Origin of the sequence: Pectobacterium atrosepticum, assembly GCF_000740965.1 — a bacterium.
In the GTDB taxonomy this organism is placed as follows: domain Bacteria; phylum Pseudomonadota; class Gammaproteobacteria; order Enterobacterales; family Enterobacteriaceae; genus Pectobacterium; species Pectobacterium atrosepticum.
The window spans coordinates 2,937,998-2,957,307 of sequence record NZ_CP009125.1; the positions used below are offsets into that span (position 1 = coordinate 2,937,998).

Here is a 19,310-nt window from a genome sequence, read left to right on the forward strand (position 1 = left end):
GACTCATGCAAGGGCAGGTCGTCCCGCCAAAATGCGATCCGCATGATGGTCGTCCATCGCGGTAACGGTCAAAGGATGTAGAGGCGTGCTACCACACCGGAATCATCCGGTTTTGTCAGACGGAGAACGGCTCGTCGACGGCAGAAAATACCGGTTCGCCCTCGCTTCCAATGCACTCACCAGCCACACTTTCACACGCTGCCATCGCGTATGTTTTTCACGGCCTCGATCCGGCGTCAGTTCCATACCAGCACCTCCGCTGGCGTCGGATTCCAACCATTGCACGGATTATTCAGCTGCGGGCAGTTGGAAATCAGCACGATGACATCCGTTTCAGCGCGTAACTCCACGTATTTCCCCGGTGCGGAAATGCCATCCTCGAAGGTCAGTCCGCCTTCCGCCGTTACCGGCACGTTCATAAAGAAGTTGATGTTCGCGCCAATGTCCTTTTTGTTCAGGCGACCATCGTGCAGGCAGGCACAGAGAAAGTTGTCACGGCAGCTGTGCATGTAGCGTCGGTCGAGCGCATAGCGCACCGTGTTGCTCTCTTGCGCACAGGCACCGCCAAGCGTGTCATGTTGACCGCAGGTGTCGGCGACGATCGTCAACAACGGATTGCCAAGGTTGGAATACAGCACACTACCGGTCGTCAGGTAGACGTTATTCTGGCGGCGCATCGTACGTTGAGGATCGTAGCGTTCACGTGGGTCGCTGACGCGATAGAACAGCGTATCCACCGCCTGATTGCCTTCTAAATCCAGCAGCCGCAGCGTCTGCCCCTGTTTTACTTCGAACAGATAGGGTTCTCCGGCTGGGATGACATGGCGGAAGACCGCGTCCTCGGCCATTTTGTTGCTGGCAATTAATGTCATGTCCGGCCTCCTTACAGGTAATCGCGTTCGGTATTGTGAAACGCGCGTGCATTTTCCTCACGGAACTCACGGCAGTATTTGGCAACATCCTCGCTTTCTGCTCGGCTCCAGGTGAGTGCAATTGGACGCGGCGCATACGTCGGGTTGGGATCCATCGGGTGTTGCAAGGCCGTCAGCACGACCAGTGTGTCCATCGGTGCATACAGCTCGATGTAGTTGCCCGCTTGAGAATGATTGGCGTGAAAGTGAAACTGCCCCTGCGCATTCACCGTGACTTTGCTGAACAGGTTGATCGCCATCAGTAGATCTTGCAGGTTGAGATTCCATTTCCCCATTTCGACCAGCAGGTTATCCATGCCGTTACGGAAAAAGCCGTTGCGCAATTCCTGATAGCGCCCCTGCCCGTATTTTTCATGCACCTCCTGCGCATTGAGCACGCCGCCAACGCTGTCGTGCCAGCCGCAGGTATCGGTAACGATCGCCGCCAGTACCCGTCCCATATCAGAGTAAAGGCAGTGCCCTACCGTTAATTTGGCGGTGTGTTGCCCTTTCAGGGTATCCGGCAGGTTTAAACGTTCGCTGGTCTGGTGAGCGTTAAACAGCAGCAAGCCCACATTGCCGCCGCCTTCCACATCGGTTATCCGCAGAATCTGTCCGCGCTTGAGGATGACGGAGGTATGGCCTCCACCCGGTACCGTTTCTTCATCCAACGTTGACCGGCCTGTCGATGTATTTTTCGATGCGTGTGTGTCTGTTAATACCTGTATCTCTGTCATCACAGAAAGCTCCTTAAACGGGGGATGTCGCCGCACTGACAACAGGAGACAGCGGCGTAAAGGCGCGCTGGCGCGTAGCGAGACGTTCCTGATTCAGCGGTATGTCATAAGTAATACGAGCGCCATAGGCTTCAGGCGCATGGGGATCGACGCGCACTTTGTCGAACACCAGCAAACGTGTGCCGAGGTGGAATCCTTCCGGCAAATCGTGGGTGACCATGAAGACCGTTAAGCGGGTTTCCCGCCACAGCTCCAGCAGTAAGGTATGCATATCGCCGCGAATACCGGGGTCCAACGCCCCAAACGGTTCATCGAGCAACAGGATGCGCGGCTGGACAATAAACGCCTGAGCAATCGCAAGCCGCTGCTGCATCCCCCCGGAAAGCTGATTGGGATATTTGTTCATCGCATGTCCAAGCCCGACGCGTTCCAGCATGCGAGCAGCACTGTCACGCACCTCCTGCTTACGCCGTCCGAACAGCCTGCCGAACCAAGGGGAGCGCGGTATTTCCAGCCCAATCACCACGTTTTCCAACACGGTTAAATGTGGGAAAACCGAATAGCGCTGAAACACCACACCGCGGCTGGCATCCGGCTCGGCGGGCAGCGTTTTCCCTTCGAGCCGCACTTCGCCACGACTGGGCGTTTCCTGCCCCAGCAGCAGGCGCAAAAAGGTGGATTTACCGCAGCCGGATGCACCGACCATCGTGCAAAACTCCCCTTCCTCGACGTTCAGATTCAACCGTTCCAGCACAACGTGGGCGCCGTACTCCTGCCAGATGTTATCGATCTCGATAAAACTCATGCTTTGCTTTCCTCTGACCACGGGAACCAACGGCGATGTAGCCAGCGCAGTGCCATATCCATCAGCCATGCCAGCAACGTGATCCATACGACGTAAGGCAGAATCACGTCCATCGCCAGATAGCGGCGTACCAAAAAGATGCGGTAACCCAGCCCAGCCGCTGCCGAAATTGCTTCGGCAGAAATCAGGAACAGCCACGCTGCACCCAGCAGCAGCCGCAGGGAAATCAACAGCCGTGACAGCAGTTGCGGCAGGATGACGCGCAACACCACCACCCAGCTGTTCGCCCCCAGCGTTTGCGCTTTGATCAGCATTTCCTGTGGGATATTGCGGGCACGCTGTTCGAGATCGCGTGCCAGCATCGGCGTGACGCCAATGACGATCAACATCACTTTCGAGAGTTCATCGAGCCCGAAGACGATGAAAAGAATGGGTAAAATCGCCAGCGGCGGGATCATCGACAGCACCGTCATCAGCGGCGAGAGTGACGCACGGAACAGCGGAAAAGCCCCTGCCGCAATCCCAAACAGCAGACTCAACAGGCTGGCGATGCCGAGCCCCAGTGCAAGACGTATCAGACTGGCCTGCGTATCCAGCCAGAACAGATAATCTCCGCTACGTTTGTCTTCGGTAAATGCCATGCGCTGAATTGCCTCGGCCATTTGCCCAAGACTTGGCAGCAGTTTGTCATTGGGATTGGCTTCCAGCCGCAGCGCTGAACCCACGAGGTACAGCACCAGCAACACGGTAAACGGCAGCAGGACAAGCAGCAGCCGTCCGCCCCGGCTGGGGGAGCGATTGATCAAGCGCACGATAGTCTCTCCAGTCTGCGAGGTCAGAGTTTGTTCTCTGCGGCCAGACGAACGAAGGTGTCGTCAAAGCGCAGTTTCACATTGGCGCTGTCACCTTGCGTGATCTGCCCAGGGAACGTCATGCCGATAAAATCGGCACTCTGTGCGCCAGTGCCGAGCAACCCTTTATCAAAGGAGAAATCCGCAACGCGTTTCATGGTGTTCGGGAGATCGGCGCTGGTCAGAAACGCCAGATTGTCCTGCGCGGAATAAAACAGATGAGTGGTTTTTAGCTGTGCCTGATAACCGGCTAAATCGGTACCGGAGGCGGCTGCCATCGATTCCAACGCGGGTTTGTCACCCGCTTTCATTAGCGACATCATTTCAAACCAGGCACCGGCCAGCGCTTTACCCAGCGCCGGATTCTCTTGCAGCGTCTGCGTGTTCACGACCATCATGTCGATCAGCTCGCCGGGGATCTGACCGGACTGAAAGACTTCCGAGGTATCCGGCTGGCTTTTAATCGCGGAAAGCTGTGGGTTCCAGGCGACAACCGCCTGTACGCTGCGGGTGGCGAAGGCGGCAACAATATCGGCATCCGACGTGTTGACGACGGTGACATCCCGCTCACGCAATCCGGCGGTTTCCAGACCGCGCACCAGCAGGTAATGAGAAACGGAGAGTTCAGGCAGATTGACCTTCATCCCACGCAAGTCGCTTAGCGTTTTCCCTTTGCCCTTGAGTACGATGCCGTCATTACCTGCGGAGAAACTGCCAAGCAGCAACGCCGTGGTATCCACACCGCCCGAAGCCGGAATGGTCAGCGCATCCATATTGGTCATGGTGCAGCCGTCAAACTGTCCAGCGGTGTATTGATTGATCGACTCGACGTAGTCGTTAAGCTGGGTAACCTTAATTTTGATGCCGTACTTGTCGGCCCATTTATCGATAATGCCCTGCGTGCCGATGACGCCCCACGGCATCCAGCCAGCATAGATAGTCCAGCACACGTTGAATTGCGTTTTAGGCGCAGCCTGTGAAGGGAAGCTCAGCAGCGCTGAGAGACTGAGGACGCAAACGCCCAGTAAACGAGATAAGTTCATGCCAGACCTCCAGTTGAGTAGGAAAAAAGCGGGAACAGCGCGACACCATGGGTGTTGCTGTCTCCCGGGCTTTTGTCCCGCCGTGTAACCTCAACTGGAGGTCGCCAGCTCTCGGACCAGACATCCATATTGCATGGATCGGAACCCTAGCCAGCTATTCAGGTTGTTCAGCGCCCTATGTGGTGCTGTCCCGAAGAGATAAGAGCAAAATGCGTGCCAGCACCGCAAATGCCGGTACGGCTGGCGTTTATGCAGGGAAGAACCCCGTTCTCGCGCCATCGCGGTGCAGCAGTACGATGAGTACGCCTCACGGCAGTGCAGAGATCGTCAGTTGGCACAGGATTTAGTGTTTCGCATCGCTCGCCGCTATTTTTTCCAGCAGCGCACTGAACATGGCTTGTTCTTCAGAGGACAGCGCCTGAAGCATTCGCGCCTCTATCTGCTTTTCCTGATGCAGAAAAACCTGCGTAAATGCGGCGCCCTTATCGGACAAACTGAGCCACACGCTGCGTCCATCATCCGGGTTATCAATCTTGCGGACATAATTACGTTTAACCAGCTCCGCCACCATTCGGGTGATCTGCGCCTTATCGCGTCCTACAGCTTTCGCCAGCGACTGAGGCGTAATCCGCCCTTCCATCGCGATGATCTTACATAGCCGAATGTGCACGACATCCAGACTTATATCGTGCGCTTTCATCTGTTCCTGCATCTGTGCCTTATAGCTTTCTAATAAGGAAAAAAGCGCTTTCATCATAATTTATTGACTCAGTCAACCAATGATCATATAGTTGATTTTATCAACTATCCATCACGAGTTCAATTTACTGAGGCCACAATGGGAAACATCTATCAGATTACGGTGGAAGAAAAAGCCGAGCACCAACGCACGCTGTCGTTTGAATTCTCGCTTCACGACGACCTGTTCAAGCTACTGGAAAAAGTCGATGGCAAGATGGACATGACGCCGGAACAAACGCAGGCCTTTATGGTGGGATTGAAGCTGTTTGGAGAGGTGATGATGCAGCAAAGAAAACATCCGCTATTTAAGGAATTTTCTGCCCCGTTCAGAGCGTTCATGATGAACCTGAAGAAACAGTAATCTGTACAGACACACCGAAATGCATCACAGTAGAAAATGATTCTCCCCACGCGGCACAAGCGCCCGCGCAGGGAGTGGTTACGTCTTACTCTGCCAGATCGAAGCGATCCGCATTCATCACTTTCACCCAGGCAGCAACAAAGTCATTCACAAACTTCTCTTTGCTGTCGTCCTGTGCGTAAACTTCAGCGTAGGCCCGCAGAATGGAGTTGGAACCAAAGACCAGATCCAGACGCGTCGCCGTCCATTTGACTTCACCCGTTTTGCGATCGCGGATTTCATACAGGTCTTTGCGGTAAGGCTTCCACGTGTATTTCATGTCGGTCAGATTGACGAAGAAATCATTCGTCAGCGCCCCTTCACGATCGGTAAATACACCGTGCTTCGTACCGCCGTAGTTGGTTCCCAGCACGCGCAGGCCGCCCACCAATACCGTCATCTCATTCGCTGTCAGCCCCATCAGTTGGGTACGGTCGAGCATCAGCTCTTCTACGCTAACGGCATAATCTTTCTTCAACCAGTTACGATAGCCGTCATGGATCGGTTCGAGGACATCGAAAGACTCCACATCAGTCAGGGCATCGGTGGTGTCGCCACGTCCCGGCGCAAAAGGCACCGTCACCTGTACGCCAGCCGCTTTTGCCGCTTTCTCAATCCCCACATTACCTGCCAGCACAATGGTATCAGCCACGCTGGCTCCCGTTGCGGCCGCAATACTTTCCAAAACGACTAATACGCGCGCCAGACGCGCAGGTTCATTCCCTACCCAGTCTTTCTGCGGGGCAAGACGAATGCGCGCACCGTTGGCACCGCCGCGCATATCGGAGCCACGGAACGTACGGGCGCTGTCCCAGGCGGTTGCCACCAGCTCGCTAATGGAAAGGCTGCTTTCCGCAATGCGTGCTTTGACAAGATCGACATCATAGTCGGTACGGCCCGCCGGAACCGGATCCTGCCACAGTAAATCTTCCTGCGGCACATCTGGGCCAACGTAGCGCGCTTTCGGCCCCATATCGCGGTGCGTCAGTTTGAACCACGCTCGGGCAAATACTTCGGAGAAGTAGGCCTGATCCCGAGAGAAGCGCTCGGAAATTTTGCGATATTCTGGGTCAACTTTCAGTGCCATATCGGCATCGGTCATCATCGGGTTGTAGCGAATAGACGGGTCTTCAACGTCAACCGGTTTATCTTCTTCTTTAATGCTGACAGGCTCCCACTGTGACGCGCCCGCTGGACTCTTTCTCAGTTCCCATTCGTGATTCAACAGCATTTGGAAGAAGCCGTTGTCCCATTGTGTCGGATGCGTCGTCCAGGCACCTTCCAGCCCGCTGGTTACGGTATGGCGACCTTTGCCCGACCCCGCCGGGTTATGCCAGCCGAGACCTTGTTCTTCAACATCCGCACTTTCTGGTGCCGCGCCCAGCAGGCTGGCATCGCCGTTGCCGTGGGTTTTACCAACCGTATGTCCACCCGCCGTCAGGGCGACGGTTTCTTCATCATTCATTGCCATACGAGAAAACGTAACGCGCATGTCTTGTGCGGTACGCAGCGGATCGGGATTACCGTCGACGCCTTCTGGGTTAACGTAAATCAGCCCCATCTGTACGGCAGCCAGCGGATTCTCCAGAGAGGTACGATCGTCGCTGCCATAGCGTTCAGTACTTTTTGCCAGCCACTCTTTTTCCGCTCCCCAGTAGGTATCTTTTTCCGGTTGCCAGATATCTTCACGACCAAAAGCGAAGCCGAAGGTTTTCAGCCCCATGGATTCATAGGCGATAGTGCCCGCCAGAATAATCAGGTCTGCCCAACTGAGTTTATTGCCGTATTTTCTTTTGATTGGCCACAGTAAACGGCGCGCTTTATCGAGGCTGACGTTATCCGGCCAGGAGTTAAGCGGTGCAAAGCGCTGGTTACCCGTTCCGCCGCCACCGCGACCGTCAGTTGTGCGGTAGGATCCCGCCGAGTGCCAGGCCATACGAATCATCAGGCCGCCGTAGTGCCCCCAATCCGCTGGCCACCACTCCTGGCTGTCGGTCATCAGTGTATGCAGGTCTTTTTTGAGGGCATCGACATCGAGGGTTTTAAGGGCTTCACGGTAGCTGAAATCGCTGCCTAACGGGTTGGTTTTGGTGTCGTGCTGATGAAGAATATCGAGATTGAGGGCATTGGGCCACCAGTCCGTGTTTGATGAGCCAGTAGAAGTATTTCCGCCGTGCATAACCGGACACTTGCCGGTTGGTTTCGTTTTATTCTCGTCCATCATTATCTCCCAGTATGTTGCATTGCCTTAATCGCTGCGCCAGAAAGTGGGTCGTTCTCCGATAGCCTTGTCATGTGACAACGGAGCCTTCACCTATTCCCTCTTCTTGATGCAAGACAGTGCCAGAGTCTCCCTATCATTTATAATTGTATATACTAACTTCTGCGATAGCTTAACCTGATGAAAAGCAGCTCAATCGCACATTTTTCCTATCTGCATCAATAATCTTGCGGATAGAACGGCTTGCGATAATGAGTCTGCTTGTGATCGCGGCCTCTTTCAAGAAGCCGCTGATTCAGCTACCACAAAAAAACTACAGCGCAGGCGAACGGAGTATGAACTGGGTAATTTCGGCGCGTTTCCCTAATCGGATCGGAAAGCCGTTCCACAGACCTGCGCCATTGCTCACGTATAAATGCATGCCATCGACGTCATAGCTGCCTGAAACATAGCCTTCATTCGCTAACTGCGTCACCCAATGCATGCCTAGCACCTGTCCGCCGTGCGTATGGCCGGAAAGCTGTAAATCGGCTCCGGCACGCGCGTTCTCTTTCGCCCCCGTGGGTCGATGGCTCAGCAGAACGACGGCGCTGTCGGGCGATATACCCTCAAGCGCAGCACGAGTATCCGGCAGCAGTTGTTGAAAATCCGCAGCAGTGCGATCGGTGATACCCGCCAGTACAAACGCGGCATTATCACGACTAATCGACACATGTTCATTGAGCAACATCCGTAAACCCAACGCATTCAACCGTTGCACCCATTGCGTATATTCCACGTAATACTCATGGTTGCCCACGATGGCAAACACGCCGTGTGGCGCAGTCAGGTTACGCAGCGGCTCCATATCATCGTGACGGGCGCTGACGGTGCCATCGGCCAGATCGCCGGTAATCACTGTTAGATCGGGCTTAAGCGCATTAGTTTTTGCTACCACTGCTTCCATCCAAGGGCGCTGCAACAGACGGCTGGCATGTAAATCCGTTAGCTGCACCAGTCGGAAACCGTCCAGCGCTGGCGGCAGGTGTTTTAATTCAACCTCTACCGTGCGAACTTCAGGAACACGTACCGCTTCCCACACTCCAATAGCCGCCAGCCCCATCGCCACAGCGGCAATGCCGCCACGCAGCACCATGTTGTTCAGCAGAATATTTCCAGCTGACGGGGATAAAAAACGCACCACGACGCCGAGAAGATCGACGGCCAACAGCAGGAATGCAGATATCAACAGCGCGCCGAAAGCCCATCCCAGCAGCATCAGGACGAATGCAGGCACTTCAGGCGATGCCATCGTGCCAAAAAAGGTGCGCGTAATTAGGTGATGCTGTGAAACCAGCAGCAGTAACACCGCCAGCATGCGCTTTACAGGCACCCCGACACGTAAGCGCCAGACCAGACGCCAGATAACATAGAGGGCAATGAGCCCAGTAATGACATGAAACACGGATGTTTTCTCTCTTTATCGGTGATATCGGTATATTGACGCGGACATTATTTCCCAAGGAAATGTTTATAGTGTCCACTAAGATCGTGTCAAGCCGTTTACCTCGCGGCTCACACATTGCGGATCAACGCAGTAGAGGTGTTGTGTTGCCAGAAGGGGCAGATTAACATGGCGCGATTCCCTGCTGTACACGTCACTGACCAGAGTGAAGCCTGCTAGCTGACGGCAGGTTGTGCATGATTTTGATTAACCAAGGACATTTATGTTCGATTACACCGACTTTCCCGAACAACGGCAATCCAAAATCAGGCAGATCCTCAGCGAGGAAGGCAAAGTCGTCTGCACACAGCTCTCACGCGAATTGAACGTATCCGAGCACACCATACGGCGCGATCTAAAAGAACTGGCACAATCTGGTGCCTGCAAACGCGTCTACGGTGGTGCAGTCAGCCTGCCGCCAGAAGCCATCGATTTTGCCAGCCGAGCAACCATCGACGCAGCCCAGAAAGATCGCATCGCTCAGGCCGTCATCCCACTGATAAAGCCCAACGGCTGCGTCTTCTTTGACACTGGCACAACCAATCTGGCAGTGGCGAAACAGATCCCGACGGGGCTGAAATTTACCGCAGTGTGTAATTCGCCGATTATCGCGGCGGAATTGATGCAACATCAGGATGTAGAAGTGATTGTTCTTGGTGGAAGGATCCAGAAGGAAGTCGGTGGCGCAATTGGGATCGATACGCTTAGGCAGTTGGAGAAGATGTATTTCGATCAATGCCTGCTGGGAGGCTGTGCCTTTGATGCTAATGAAGGCCTGACCGTTTTTGAATATGACGATGCGGAATTCAAAAAGTGCCTCGTAACCCGCAGCAGCGAAGTGATCGTGGCCCTCACTGCCAATAAAATCTCCGCTCTGGCGCGCTATCGCGTCGCTGAATGTGATGAGATCACCTCGCTGGTGACCGATGACGAAATCCCCCCTGCCTGCCAGAGCGTGTTAAGCGAAAAAAATCTGGATCTGATTATTGCCCGATAATACAACGGTAGCCCCAGCGGCTGCCGGATCCACTCATGAAAGCAGCAGCTTTATCGTTTTTAGTACCCCATCGTCGTCATTACTGCGGGCAATAAAATTCGCCGCGGCTTTGGTTTCCTCAAACGCATTGCGCATCGCAAAGCTGTAAGCTGCGCGGCTCATCAGTTCAATATCATTGTAACCATCGCCAAACACCATCGTTTCATCTGGCGTAATCGCCAATGTATTCTGAAGAATCTCTACGGTGTGCCCTTTGTGTACGCCAACATTGGCAATGTCGATCCAGGCCGCTTCGGAGACCACGATATAAACATGGTCGTGAAACGCATCGAGATACTTCGCCGTCTCATGACAGTGTCCTGCTGGGTCATAAACCGTGATTTTCACAAAGTCATCGGTGACGACAGCAAAACTGGGTATCAACGTCACGTTGGTGTACGATTTCTTCACCTTTTCCAGTAAGGCTGGGCTGATCGTTTCTTTTACCATTGCTCCATTTGGAGTACAGCCGATGATCACATGCTGGTCGTCTACGCTTTCCAGCACGCCAATCAGACTCAACGCAAGACGGTTTTTGATGAGCGATTGGTAAATATAATTTCCCTGATGTTTGATACGCGTCGCGCTATCTCCCAGAATCCAGATGTCTTTCGCCTCATCGCCAAAAAGCGCTTCCACCCGTTCACACTGCTTACCCGTGCAGGCAGCGAACTGTACGCCCTTCTCTTTCATTAATGCATAAACCTCGGCAAACAAGGCTCTGTTGTAATCGCCATCGCTGTGAAGAAACGTGCCGTCCAGATCGGTAATTACCAACTTGATCATTCCACTCCCCTTTCAGATTGTACGTACACAGATAGCCACGTGTCAGGCTGGGAATAGCCCACCTGAACAAGGAAAAACATCGCTTTTTCACAGTGTGCTAAATGATCGACGTGATGATTAAACGCCAATGCTCGATTAAGCTCGATAATGTATTCACCACACAGAAAAGAGCAAAATGCATACGATGAAAACTACTTACTGTCAGATTCATTGAGATTTTACGCGAAAATTAGCATAGCATTTATTGACAATACGCAACAAGAAGCAAAATCAATCAATAATGAGCAGCGGAGGGATAGGGATAATGAAAACCGTGGCCGAGGCCACAATGAAAATAGCTCCGCAACACATTAGCGGTTCAAATGAAGCCGATGCGGGACGAAACCCGTACTCAGATGAGCCGCAACAGCACCATATTTTGCTGACATATCGGCTTCATTCGACGAATACGGCTAAACATTCGGCACTTGAAAGACGATGATAAACAAAGCGCTTGCCACGAACGTCGGAGCCGTCCATAATAGCGCCCATTCCAAACGCTGGAATGAAGAAAAGCATTCTAATCAAAACGTTACTGATTAAGATGTTATCTACTGTACGACCGTAGCTCAGTTGGTTAGAGCACCACCTTGACATGGTGGGGGTCGGTGGTTCGAGTCCACTCGGTCGTACCAATTCATGTTCTGTAAATATTACCCTGCGCCCGTAGGTTAATGAATGTGAATTGAAATTTCTCTTACTCGTGTCCTGTTAATCTCATCAAAACCTATTCAAATAAGCGTTTTTACGCTCATTTTTAGCCTGATCCTGGGCGCTAATCTAACCCGCACGACAATCCTGTTACCGACTTTGCAGCATTAACCATAATTGCACACCAATCTCTATTGATGTCACTCATCATCAAAACACTTGACGGAATAGATGATGATCATCATTATAAAAATCAGCTCATTTCCTGTAAGAGATGATAAATCATGGCGAGTTCCCTGTCTGACCCTTTCAGCCCACTTCAGCGCAGTCGATAGGGAGTAGAGCCGACCTCACTCAGGGCCTTAATCACCGAGCCTATGCCACGCTCCCCTTTCAAGGACAAAATTATGACGACTCGCTCCACTGTTCTCATCACTGGTGCCTCAACCGGAATTGGTGCCACTTACGCTGACCGCTTCGCTCGTCGCGGACACGATCTGGTATTGGTCGCTCGCGACAAAGCACGCCTCGACACGCTCGCCACCCGTCTGCGGGACAAACACCACGTCGGTGTTGATGTTCTGCAAGCCGACTTGACCCGGCCCGAAGATCTGGCAACAGTCGAACGCCGTCTGGTAGACGATTCCGCAATTGACATCCTCATCAACAACGCCGGCATCGCACAGTCTGGGGGGATCGTCGATCAAACCGCCGGTAGCATTAACCAACTGATCGCATTGAACATTACAGCGCTGACGCGACTCGCCACAGCCATTGCCCCACGGTTGGTTCAGTCCGGCACGGGAACTATCGTCAATATCAGCTCAGTCGTTGGCTTGGCACCCGAGTTCGGCATGTCAGTGTATGGAGCAACCAAGGCCTATGTACTATTCCTTTCTCAGGGACTGAGTCAGGAACTCGCGCCCCAAGGCATCTATGTACAGGCGGTGCTGCCAGCATCCACGCGCACCGAAATCTGGTCGCACATCGGCATCGATGTCAATACGTTGCCTGAGGTGATGGAGGTCGACGAACTGGTGGACGCCGCCCTCGTTGGCTTCGATCAGCGTGAACTCGTGACGATCCCCCCTTTGCACGTCGCTGCACGCTGGGACACGCTGGATGCAGCACGCCAAGGCCTGCTGTCGGATTTACGTCAGGCAAATGCGGCGCAACGCTATCGCCCAGCCATTTGAAAAAACCAGTTACCGCTAAAGCCTCTGCCAGACAGAATGGGGATATGCCATGAGCGCTGTCCCTATTTTAACCGTTACTCCTCTCTCACAGGCATAGGGCCATATATCATGAAGGCATTTTTCATCAATCGCTACAAGGACACCGGCCAGATTGGTCAACTGCCTGACCCTGAGGTCGGGCACAACGACGTGTTGGTACAGGTGCATGCCGCCAGCATCAATCTGCTGGACGCCAAGATCCGTAAAGGCGAATTCAAGCTCATCCTGCCCTATCGCTTTCCGCTGGTGTTGGGCAATGATCTGGCCGGTGTGGTCGTGCGTGTCGGCCGCAATGTCCGTCAGTTTAAGGCTGGAGACAAAGTTTATGCTCGTCCCCCAGAGGATCGCATCGGTAGCTTTGCCGAACTGATTGCCGTGAAAGAGGAAGCGCTAGCACTCAAGCCGACCAATCTCGATATGGAACAAGCCGCCTCCATCCCGCTGGTTGCCCTAACGGCCTGGCAGGTGCTGGTCGAAACTGCACAGTTAAAGAAAGGTCAAAGGGTGCTGATTCATGCAGGTTCGGGCGGCGTAGGCACTATCGCCATCCAACTGGCTAAACACCTCGGTGCGTTTGTTGCGACCACCACCAGCACCCGCAATGTCGAATGGGTGAAAAGTCTGGGTGCCGATGTTGTGATCGATTACAAAACACAGGCGTTCGAGAGCGTCCTGAAAGATTACGATGTCGTCCTCAACAGCCTAGGCAACGACGTACTCGAAAAATCACTTCAGGTGCTCAAGCCCGGTGGTCGACTTATCTCTATTTCTGGGCCACCGACACCAGCCTTTGCCAAGCAACAAGGGCTGTCTTGGTTCCTGAAACAGGTGCTACGCCTGTTGAGCCGACGCATCCGCCAGAAAGCTGACAAGCGCGGCGTGCGCTATAACTTCGTTTTCATGCGTGCAGACGGCGACCAACTGCGAGACATCACTGCGCTGATCGAATCCGGAGTCATCAAACCGGTCATCGACCGAGCTTTCCCATTGGAAGCAACTGCAGAGGCACTGGCTTATGCCGAGCAGGGAAGATCGAAAGGCAAGGTAACCATCAGTATTCGATAGCTCGGTGGTGCTGAATAGCAGAAGACGTTTCGCTCAGGGCACATTCGGGGGAACGTGGAAATAAGGCTAACGCCGACAATTCCTCCCCTGTTCCCGCTGCCTTCGATCCTTAAGTATCTCTATTAGTGCTTATGGACACAGAGCCATTTAATCACGCAGGAGCAAGGCAGAAATTGACACGGTTGCACCAAACCCAGCCATTAATAGCCACGCCAGACTGTATTGATCTGCATAAAGCGCCGTTCCCGATACCGCAACAAAGACAGAAACCCCTACCGCCGCACCGATTTGGCGAGCCGTATTAATAATCCCAGTGCCTGTAGCATACTGCTTCTCAGGCAGCGCAGCCGTGCCGCCAGCCAGAAAACCCGTTTGCCCAATACCAGCCCCTGCACCTGCCAGAAGCAATCCCGGCAGGTAGCTCACCAAATAGTCAGGTTCGGAGCCTAACATGGCATACCACCAAATCCCTGCGATCAGGAAAAGGAAACCAGCCAGCGCGGTCAGTCGCTTAGGTGAAATATTTATTTTGCCCACCAGTAATGATGCCAGTACGGCAGCACCCGGACTAATACCAATACCCGCTCCGGCAATCATCGGTTCCCAGCGCCACACCTGTGTCAGGTAGAGCGAGCCTCCCAACAGCATGATCGCAAACCCCATATAAAAACAGGCCATCCCGAACGTCGCAAACGAGAAGGCCGGAGCCTGAAAAACGCGCAGATCCAGCGCAGGTGACAACACGGTTAAGCAACGCCGCACAAACAGCACCAAAAATAATGTTGCCGCGCCGAATGCCAGCCAGAGGCTTATACTCTCCGCGCCCCACACCGACGTGTACGAAATGCCCGTGACAAGGCAACCAATCCCTGCGATCAAAAGCACAGAACCCGCAATATCGGGAAATACACCGTCCGTGGCTGGGCTTTCAATCAGGTGCTTGCTAAGCCACAGCGCCACCATGACCACGGGCAAGTTGATCAGAAAAATCAGACGCCAGTCGATCTCAACAAGCGCACCGCCCAACGTAGGACTCAGAGCGGCAGCGACCGAACCCGCTGCAGCCCAAATGCCAACCATCTGCTTGTGTCGCGTTTTGGGGTAGGTAGCAAGGAGCAAGCCAAGGCTGGTGGGGATCATCAAGGCAGCGCCTAACCCTTTTAAGCCCCGCGCGAGAATCAAAGAGACAACATTGGGTGCAAAGGCGCAGGCGGCGCTGGCTAGCGCGAAAACCAGTAGCCCTGCGATAAACACTCGCTTGCGCCCGTAGAGATCCGCCAACCGGCCACTGGGCACCAGAAAAGCCGCAAACGTGATGGTATAAGCGGTCAGCACCCATGACATAATCTGATTTGTCGCGCCGGGAAAACTGTCCCGGATGGCAGGGAAAGCCAGGTTGACAATAAACAGGTCAAGCGACGACAGCACACTGCTCGCCCCCACGGCAACCATTACCCAAGGTGAAACACGGGTGGGTGGTTCTTCAATCATTAAGGTATTCGTTGGCTGGGACATATCCTCTCCAGACGATGGTATTTCTGGAAGAGGAGTGTGATAAATACATCAGGTCGTGTATTGGACATCTGATAAATACGCCGCCGTGTACTGCGCAGGTGTGATGCCAAATGAGCCCTTAAAGCGCCGAATAAGATGGCTCTGATCGGACAGGCCAACGGAGGCCGCTACATCAGCAGCACAGTGGCCGGATCGCAGGAGTTGTTTCGCGGCATCCAATCGTACGGCATTGAGATAGGCATGGAGAGGAAGGCCATAAGCCGCGCTAAACAATTGATTCAGTCGAACCCGGCTAAGCGCGGCGGCTTCCGCCAACACTGATGTGGTCAATGGCTCAGAAAAACAGGCGTGGATAAGTTCACGAACACGTTCGATACGAGGTTCATTACACACTGGTTGAGGTTTGATAGGGGTCGTTGAGTAACGTTGAAATAGCGGATTTAACGCGTCAATCATGCTGACTTCACGTGCCAGCAGATCCTGTTCACTAAAAAGTACACCATGGAGTTTTTTCAATAAAAAAACGATATCTGCATCCATGATTAATGAGTGGGTAAAGCGTGTGGTGGAAGAGGGAAAAACGTCATGCGCCTGAGCGAGATCATCAATCATCCAGGGATCGATATACACCATGCTGTAGATATAACCCTGCTCGTCACAAGGCTTCCCGTCATGCATCTCTCCGGGATTGATGATCATCGCGCTACCCGGAGGAGCAATGAATCCCCCCTTTTCCAGAGCAACTTTTGGCGCACCAGCATCAATCGTACCCAACACAAAATAGTCGTGGGAATGGCGTTCGTACTGATGTTTGTTGAAGTAGGCGTGCAGCCCCTGCATTCCCAATGAAGGAACAGCAACAAACTTCTTCCATTCACGCTGTTGGGATTGCATACACTCCGCCCATGTCTGATCTGAAAATCAATCGCCCCTAGGGATCAGATTCACCCCGTCAGCCATGATTATGGCGAGTTTGCTCCCGTTAATCATCCAGAAATATAAGGCTTTACACCGGCCTAAATGGCAACGAATTTTCCCTTGCTGTCATGCTAAAAGGCAAGAGAGCACCGCTTAGAAAAGGACAGCCACGGCATACTGACCGCCAGCCCCTCTGGATAGAGAGGCTCCATGACTCAAGAGACGTAAATCGTTCTTTGCGGCGGGCGACAATCCACCGTTAATTAACTACGGCCCTACTGCCCGCGAGTTTCCAGATAAAGCACCGTGGCGGCGACGCGGGAGCGCACGTTGAGTTTGCGCAGCATGTTGCGAATATGCACTTTTACCGTTTCTTCTGAGATATACAGCACAGCGGCGATTTGCTTGTTGGATAACCCTGAAGCCACTTCCTGAAGCACATCCAGTTCGCGCTCCGTCAATACGGTAAAGGGCGACGGCGTCTCCTTTATGGCGATACGGTGGCGCAACACGTCGCGCACCTGTTCACTGAATGCATCACTGCTACGGATAGAATCCAATAAGTGTTCTGGGGCGCTATCCTTAAGCAGGTAGCCATCGGCACCCGCGTCCATCAGCGCATAGATATCGCTGGGCGCATCGGAAACCGTCAGCACAATCACGCGAGCGCAGATCCCATCACGCCGCAGCGCGTGGAGCGTATCCAGCCCGCTTAATCCTTTCATGTTGAGATCGAGCAAAATGATATCGGGAGAATCTCGATTCGCGAGGCTTAGTGCCTCCACGCCATTGCTAGCTTCCCCAATCACGTCAAAGATGGCGTCAGTTGCCAGTAACTGACGGATTCCCCGGCGCATAAGCGGATGATCGTCGACGATCAGCACGCGATAAGATGGTTTTTCTGACATGCCCAGCCCCAATGTAATATGGATCTTATTATTTTTTATTTATGATTTATCCCTGTCATCTTTCAAGCGATATGTACGCCGCTCGAATTATTCAGGGTAGAGATTATTCGTGTTGTCACGTTCACGCGCTGTCGTCGGCGTCGAAAAACGAACGCTAACCTGCGTCCCTCCTTCAGGGTGGAGACCAATAGCTAATCGTCCTCCTAACCGTTCGGCGCGTTCCTGCATAATATTTAAACCGTAATGTCCTGCGGGTTCTTCCTGATTGATAATGCCGCAGCCGTCATCTCGAATATCAACACAATGACTACCATCGGGCTGCGTACGACAGTTGACGGTAATCGTCGTCGCCTGCGCGTGTTTAATGGCGTTTAGCACCGCTTCACGAATAATTTGCAGCAGGTGAACCTGCTGTGATGCATCTAGCGCCTGCGTAGGAATACGGCAATCGATATCAATCGTCGCCGGAGTCTGCGCTCTTAGCGGTTCAATCATTTCCTGCATCGCCGCAGGCAAATCAGCCTGTTGCAGCGTCAGCCGGAACGTTCCTAACAATTCCCGCAGTTGGCGGTAAGCATCGCTTAACGCCTGTTCAAAATCGGTGATGATCTGCCGAGCCTGCGCATTTTCTTCCGCTACCGCGCGCTTTAATAACGTCATCTGGATATTCAGATAAGAAAGCACCTGAGCCAGTGAGTCATGCAGTTCACGCGCAATAGTGGCTCGCTCCTCCATCAGTAGCAACTGCTGGTAGTGCTTCTGCGCCTGATTAAAATAGAGGCCGCGCCCCAGCATATTGGCGACGCTTTCCATCAGCTGCGCCGACGGCTGCTGCGTTGATGCCTGCCACCGTAGCTGTCCAAACTCGACCTCTTGCAAACGGATGGGCAGCGTCTGCCATGCTGTCTGCTCGTCCGACTGGCCTTCACATAACAGCCAGTTCTCCCCTACCCGCATTTCCAGACAGACGACCGTTTCATAGCGATGAACAATTTGCAGAATCTGCTGAAAGCAATGCCTGTCGATCGTGCTGACATTCATCGCCTGAGAACAGTTGTACAACACCTTCAGCATACGGTTCACTTCCTGCAAACGCAGCGTTTTCTGCCGTACCTTGTCTTCCAGAGAGCGGTAGAGCTTTTGCAATTCGTCAGTCATGCTGCTGAAGGTTTGCGCCAGTAATCCCAATTCATTCGGCAAATTGACATCCAGCCGCGAATGAGTAAAACGCCCCTTCTCAATGGACGCACAGGCCGCCATCAGCTTATTCAACGGCACGACGACCTGACGGCGAATGCGGCGCAGCGTAAAGAAGATCAGTATATAGATAGTGATCGAACCAATTATTGATGTCACAACCACTATCATCATCTTGCGCTCGGAATAATGCTGCAACGCCAACACAAAGAGATCGATCTGCGTGACATAGCGAACAATATTGTCCTGATACCACACCCGATCCCCCGCGCTTAGGCGCTCATCCATCGTTTTCCAGCTCTGCAACAGTGCGGCATAACGATCGCGTACATCGCGCGGCACATACCAGCGATCCAACAGATGAAAAACTGGGGAATCCAGCGTTTGCGCATAGAGGTGGCGATGCGCTTCTAACGCTGCACGGTCGCCCTGTAGGTCATATCCCATGCGATAGCTTTGCATACGCATGGAGCCAGCAACGTTGATCGCTTCCGCATCGCGCAAACCGCTGGCTAACGTCAGCAGCGCAATGCCCGTCGTCAGGAATGAGAGCAACGCGATATAAAAAAATGCGCGAGCCAGACTGGTAGAAACAGGACGTTTGACCATCACAACAAGCAATCCTCTTTAGCATCAGGTAAGTGATTCGGGTGAGTGACAAGTCTGCCAGAGGCAGACTTGAACGCTGCTTGCAGCGGCCCCAACGGGGCGAGGTCCACATAAGTGGGCCGAGTAGCGCAGCCAACGCACATGCAGCTTGAAGTATGA

Annotated in this window: 18 protein-coding genes, 1 tRNA gene and 1 riboswitch; of the genes, 5 read left to right on the forward strand and 14 right to left on the reverse strand. The window is 53.3% G+C overall.

What is annotated here, in order from left to right; all coding sequences use genetic code 11:
- Positions 1–102: 102 nt before the first annotated feature.
- The 7 genes from GZ59_RS23750 to GZ59_RS12960 form a co-directional block, all read right to left on the reverse strand.
- Positions 103–246, reverse strand: a complete 144-nt coding sequence (locus tag GZ59_RS23750) for a hypothetical protein (protein WP_162837360.1) — start codon at positions 244–246, stop codon at positions 103–105.
- Positions 237–872, reverse strand: a complete 636-nt coding sequence (locus tag GZ59_RS12935) for an urea amidolyase associated protein UAAP2 (RefSeq protein ID WP_039292267.1) — start codon at positions 870–872, stop codon at positions 237–239. Before GZ59_RS12935 ends, GZ59_RS23750 begins: the two co-directional genes overlap by 10 nt.
- Positions 873–883: 11 nt before the next feature.
- Positions 884–1,648 (reverse strand): urea amidolyase associated protein UAAP1, encoded by a 765-nt coding sequence (locus GZ59_RS12940; protein ID WP_048018273.1) that lies wholly within the window; start codon positions 1,646–1,648, stop codon positions 884–886.
- 13 nt (positions 1,649–1,661) lie between these two features.
- A complete protein-coding gene (locus GZ59_RS12945) occupies positions 1,662–2,453 on the reverse strand; it encodes an ABC transporter ATP-binding protein (RefSeq protein WP_039292269.1) in 792 nt (263 codons plus the stop codon).
- The gene (locus GZ59_RS12950) at positions 2,450–3,265 is read right to left on the reverse strand and encodes an ABC transporter permease (RefSeq protein WP_039292271.1); all 816 of its coding nucleotides are present in this window, start codon (positions 3,263–3,265) and stop codon (positions 2,450–2,452) included. Before GZ59_RS12950 ends, GZ59_RS12945 begins: the two co-directional genes overlap by 4 nt.
- 23 nt (positions 3,266–3,288) lie before the next feature.
- A complete protein-coding gene (locus tag GZ59_RS12955) occupies positions 3,289–4,347 on the reverse strand; it encodes a putative urea ABC transporter substrate-binding protein (protein ID WP_011093480.1) in 1,059 nt (352 codons plus the stop codon).
- A gap of 59 nt (positions 4,348–4,406) precedes the next feature.
- Positions 4,407–4,508, reverse strand: a riboswitch (guanidine-I (ykkC/yxkD leader).
- A gap of 182 nt (positions 4,509–4,690) precedes the next feature.
- Complete coding sequence (locus GZ59_RS12960) at positions 4,691–5,104, reverse strand: MarR family winged helix-turn-helix transcriptional regulator (protein WP_011093479.1); 414 nt, start codon at positions 5,102–5,104, stop codon at positions 4,691–4,693.
- 81 nt (positions 5,105–5,185) lie between these two features.
- Between GZ59_RS12960 and GZ59_RS12965 the strand changes: the two genes are divergently transcribed.
- Positions 5,186–5,449 (forward strand): DUF3861 domain-containing protein, encoded by a 264-nt coding sequence (locus tag GZ59_RS12965; protein ID WP_011093478.1) that lies wholly within the window; start codon positions 5,186–5,188, stop codon positions 5,447–5,449.
- Positions 5,450–5,534: 85 nt separating this feature from the next.
- Here GZ59_RS12965 and katG read toward each other — a convergent pair whose 3' ends face one another.
- Positions 5,535–7,709: a catalase/peroxidase HPI gene (katG, locus tag GZ59_RS12970; protein ID WP_039292274.1), complete on the reverse strand. Its 2,175-nt coding sequence runs from the start codon at positions 7,707–7,709 to the stop codon at positions 5,535–5,537.
- Between the two features lie 313 nt (positions 7,710–8,022).
- Entirely contained in the window at positions 8,023–9,153 is a 1,131-nt protein-coding gene (locus GZ59_RS12975; protein WP_039292277.1) for a metallophosphoesterase, read from the reverse strand.
- A gap of 262 nt (positions 9,154–9,415) precedes the next feature.
- Here GZ59_RS12975 and GZ59_RS12980 point away from each other — a divergent pair, with 262 nt between their 5' ends.
- Positions 9,416–10,189 carry a DeoR/GlpR family DNA-binding transcription regulator gene (locus GZ59_RS12980; protein ID WP_039292280.1) on the forward strand — a complete coding sequence of 258 codons (774 nt, stop codon included), beginning with the start codon at positions 9,416–9,418 and terminating at the stop codon, positions 10,187–10,189.
- 33 nt (positions 10,190–10,222) lie between these two features.
- On the opposite strand, the gene GZ59_RS12985 is transcribed toward GZ59_RS12980, so the two are convergent.
- Positions 10,223–11,014: a Cof-type HAD-IIB family hydrolase gene (locus GZ59_RS12985; protein WP_039292283.1), complete on the reverse strand. Its 792-nt coding sequence runs from the start codon at positions 11,012–11,014 to the stop codon at positions 10,223–10,225.
- A gap of 597 nt (positions 11,015–11,611) precedes the next feature.
- Between GZ59_RS12985 and GZ59_RS12990 the strand changes: the two genes are divergently transcribed.
- From GZ59_RS12990 to GZ59_RS13000, 3 genes are all read left to right on the forward strand, one after another.
- A tRNA-Val gene (locus GZ59_RS12990) sits at positions 11,612–11,688 on the forward strand.
- Between the two features lie 423 nt (positions 11,689–12,111).
- Entirely contained in the window at positions 12,112–12,900 is a 789-nt protein-coding gene (locus GZ59_RS12995; protein ID WP_039292286.1) for an SDR family NAD(P)-dependent oxidoreductase, read from the forward strand.
- 108 nt (positions 12,901–13,008) lie between these two features.
- Entirely contained in the window at positions 13,009–14,004 is a 996-nt protein-coding gene (locus GZ59_RS13000; protein ID WP_039292288.1) for an NADP-dependent oxidoreductase, read from the forward strand.
- A 147-nt stretch (positions 14,005–14,151) separates the two neighbouring features.
- Here the strand turns inward: GZ59_RS13000 and GZ59_RS13005 are convergent, their stop codons facing one another.
- The 4 genes from GZ59_RS13005 to narQ all read right to left on the reverse strand — a co-directional run bounded on the left by GZ59_RS13005 (position 14,152) and on the right by narQ (position 19,151).
- Positions 14,152–15,519, reverse strand: a complete 1,368-nt coding sequence (locus tag GZ59_RS13005; protein ID WP_051623264.1) for an MFS transporter — start codon at positions 15,517–15,519, stop codon at positions 14,152–14,154.
- A 48-nt stretch (positions 15,520–15,567) separates the two neighbouring features.
- Positions 15,568–16,413, reverse strand: coding sequence for an AraC family transcriptional regulator (locus GZ59_RS13010; protein ID WP_039292292.1), 846 nt, complete (start codon positions 16,411–16,413; stop codon positions 15,568–15,570).
- Between the two features lie 299 nt (positions 16,414–16,712).
- Entirely contained in the window at positions 16,713–17,345 is a 633-nt protein-coding gene (gene narP, locus GZ59_RS13015) for a nitrate/nitrite response regulator protein NarP (protein ID WP_039292294.1), read from the reverse strand.
- A gap of 87 nt (positions 17,346–17,432) precedes the next feature.
- On the reverse strand, positions 17,433–19,151 hold the full coding sequence (gene narQ / locus GZ59_RS13020) for a nitrate/nitrite two-component system sensor histidine kinase NarQ (RefSeq protein ID WP_039292297.1): 1,719 nt from the start codon (positions 19,149–19,151) through the stop codon (positions 17,433–17,435).
- Positions 19,152–19,310: the final 159 nt, after the last annotated feature.

Excerpts from the sequence above, each read along its gene's own strand:
- GZ59_RS12960 (WP_011093479.1), bottom strand. The coding sequence starts at position 5,104 with ATGATGAAAGCGCTTTTTTCCTTATTAGAAAGCTATAAGGCACAGATG.
- GZ59_RS13000 (WP_039292288.1), top strand. The coding sequence starts at position 13,009 with ATGAAGGCATTTTTCATCAATCGCTACAAGGACACCGGCCAGATTGGT.
- GZ59_RS23750 (WP_162837360.1), bottom strand. The coding sequence starts at position 246 with ATGGAACTGACGCCGGATCGAGGCCGTGAAAAACATACGCGATGGCAG.
- GZ59_RS13010 (WP_039292292.1), bottom strand. The coding sequence starts at position 16,413 with ATGCAATCCCAACAGCGTGAATGGAAGAAGTTTGTTGCTGTTCCTTCA.
- GZ59_RS13005 (WP_051623264.1), bottom strand. The coding sequence starts at position 15,519 with ATGTCCCAGCCAACGAATACCTTAATGATTGAAGAACCACCCACCCGT.
- narP (WP_039292294.1), bottom strand. The coding sequence starts at position 17,345 with ATGTCAGAAAAACCATCTTATCGCGTGCTGATCGTCGACGATCATCCG.
- GZ59_RS12980 (WP_039292280.1), top strand. The coding sequence starts at position 9,416 with ATGTTCGATTACACCGACTTTCCCGAACAACGGCAATCCAAAATCAGG.
- GZ59_RS12945 (WP_039292269.1), bottom strand. The coding sequence starts at position 2,453 with ATGAGTTTTATCGAGATCGATAACATCTGGCAGGAGTACGGCGCCCAC.
- GZ59_RS12955 (WP_011093480.1), bottom strand. The coding sequence starts at position 4,347 with ATGAACTTATCTCGTTTACTGGGCGTTTGCGTCCTCAGTCTCTCAGCG.
- GZ59_RS12985 (WP_039292283.1), bottom strand. The coding sequence starts at position 11,014 with ATGATCAAGTTGGTAATTACCGATCTGGACGGCACGTTTCTTCACAGC.
- narQ (WP_039292297.1), bottom strand. The coding sequence starts at position 19,151 with ATGGTCAAACGTCCTGTTTCTACCAGTCTGGCTCGCGCATTTTTTTAT.
- GZ59_RS12940 (WP_048018273.1), bottom strand. The coding sequence starts at position 1,648 with ATGACAGAGATACAGGTATTAACAGACACACACGCATCGAAAAATACA.
- GZ59_RS12935 (WP_039292267.1), bottom strand. The coding sequence starts at position 872 with ATGACATTAATTGCCAGCAACAAAATGGCCGAGGACGCGGTCTTCCGC.
- GZ59_RS12995 (WP_039292286.1), top strand. The coding sequence starts at position 12,112 with ATGACGACTCGCTCCACTGTTCTCATCACTGGTGCCTCAACCGGAATT.
- GZ59_RS12965 (WP_011093478.1), top strand. The coding sequence starts at position 5,186 with ATGGGAAACATCTATCAGATTACGGTGGAAGAAAAAGCCGAGCACCAA.
- katG (WP_039292274.1), bottom strand. The coding sequence starts at position 7,709 with ATGGACGAGAATAAAACGAAACCAACCGGCAAGTGTCCGGTTATGCAC.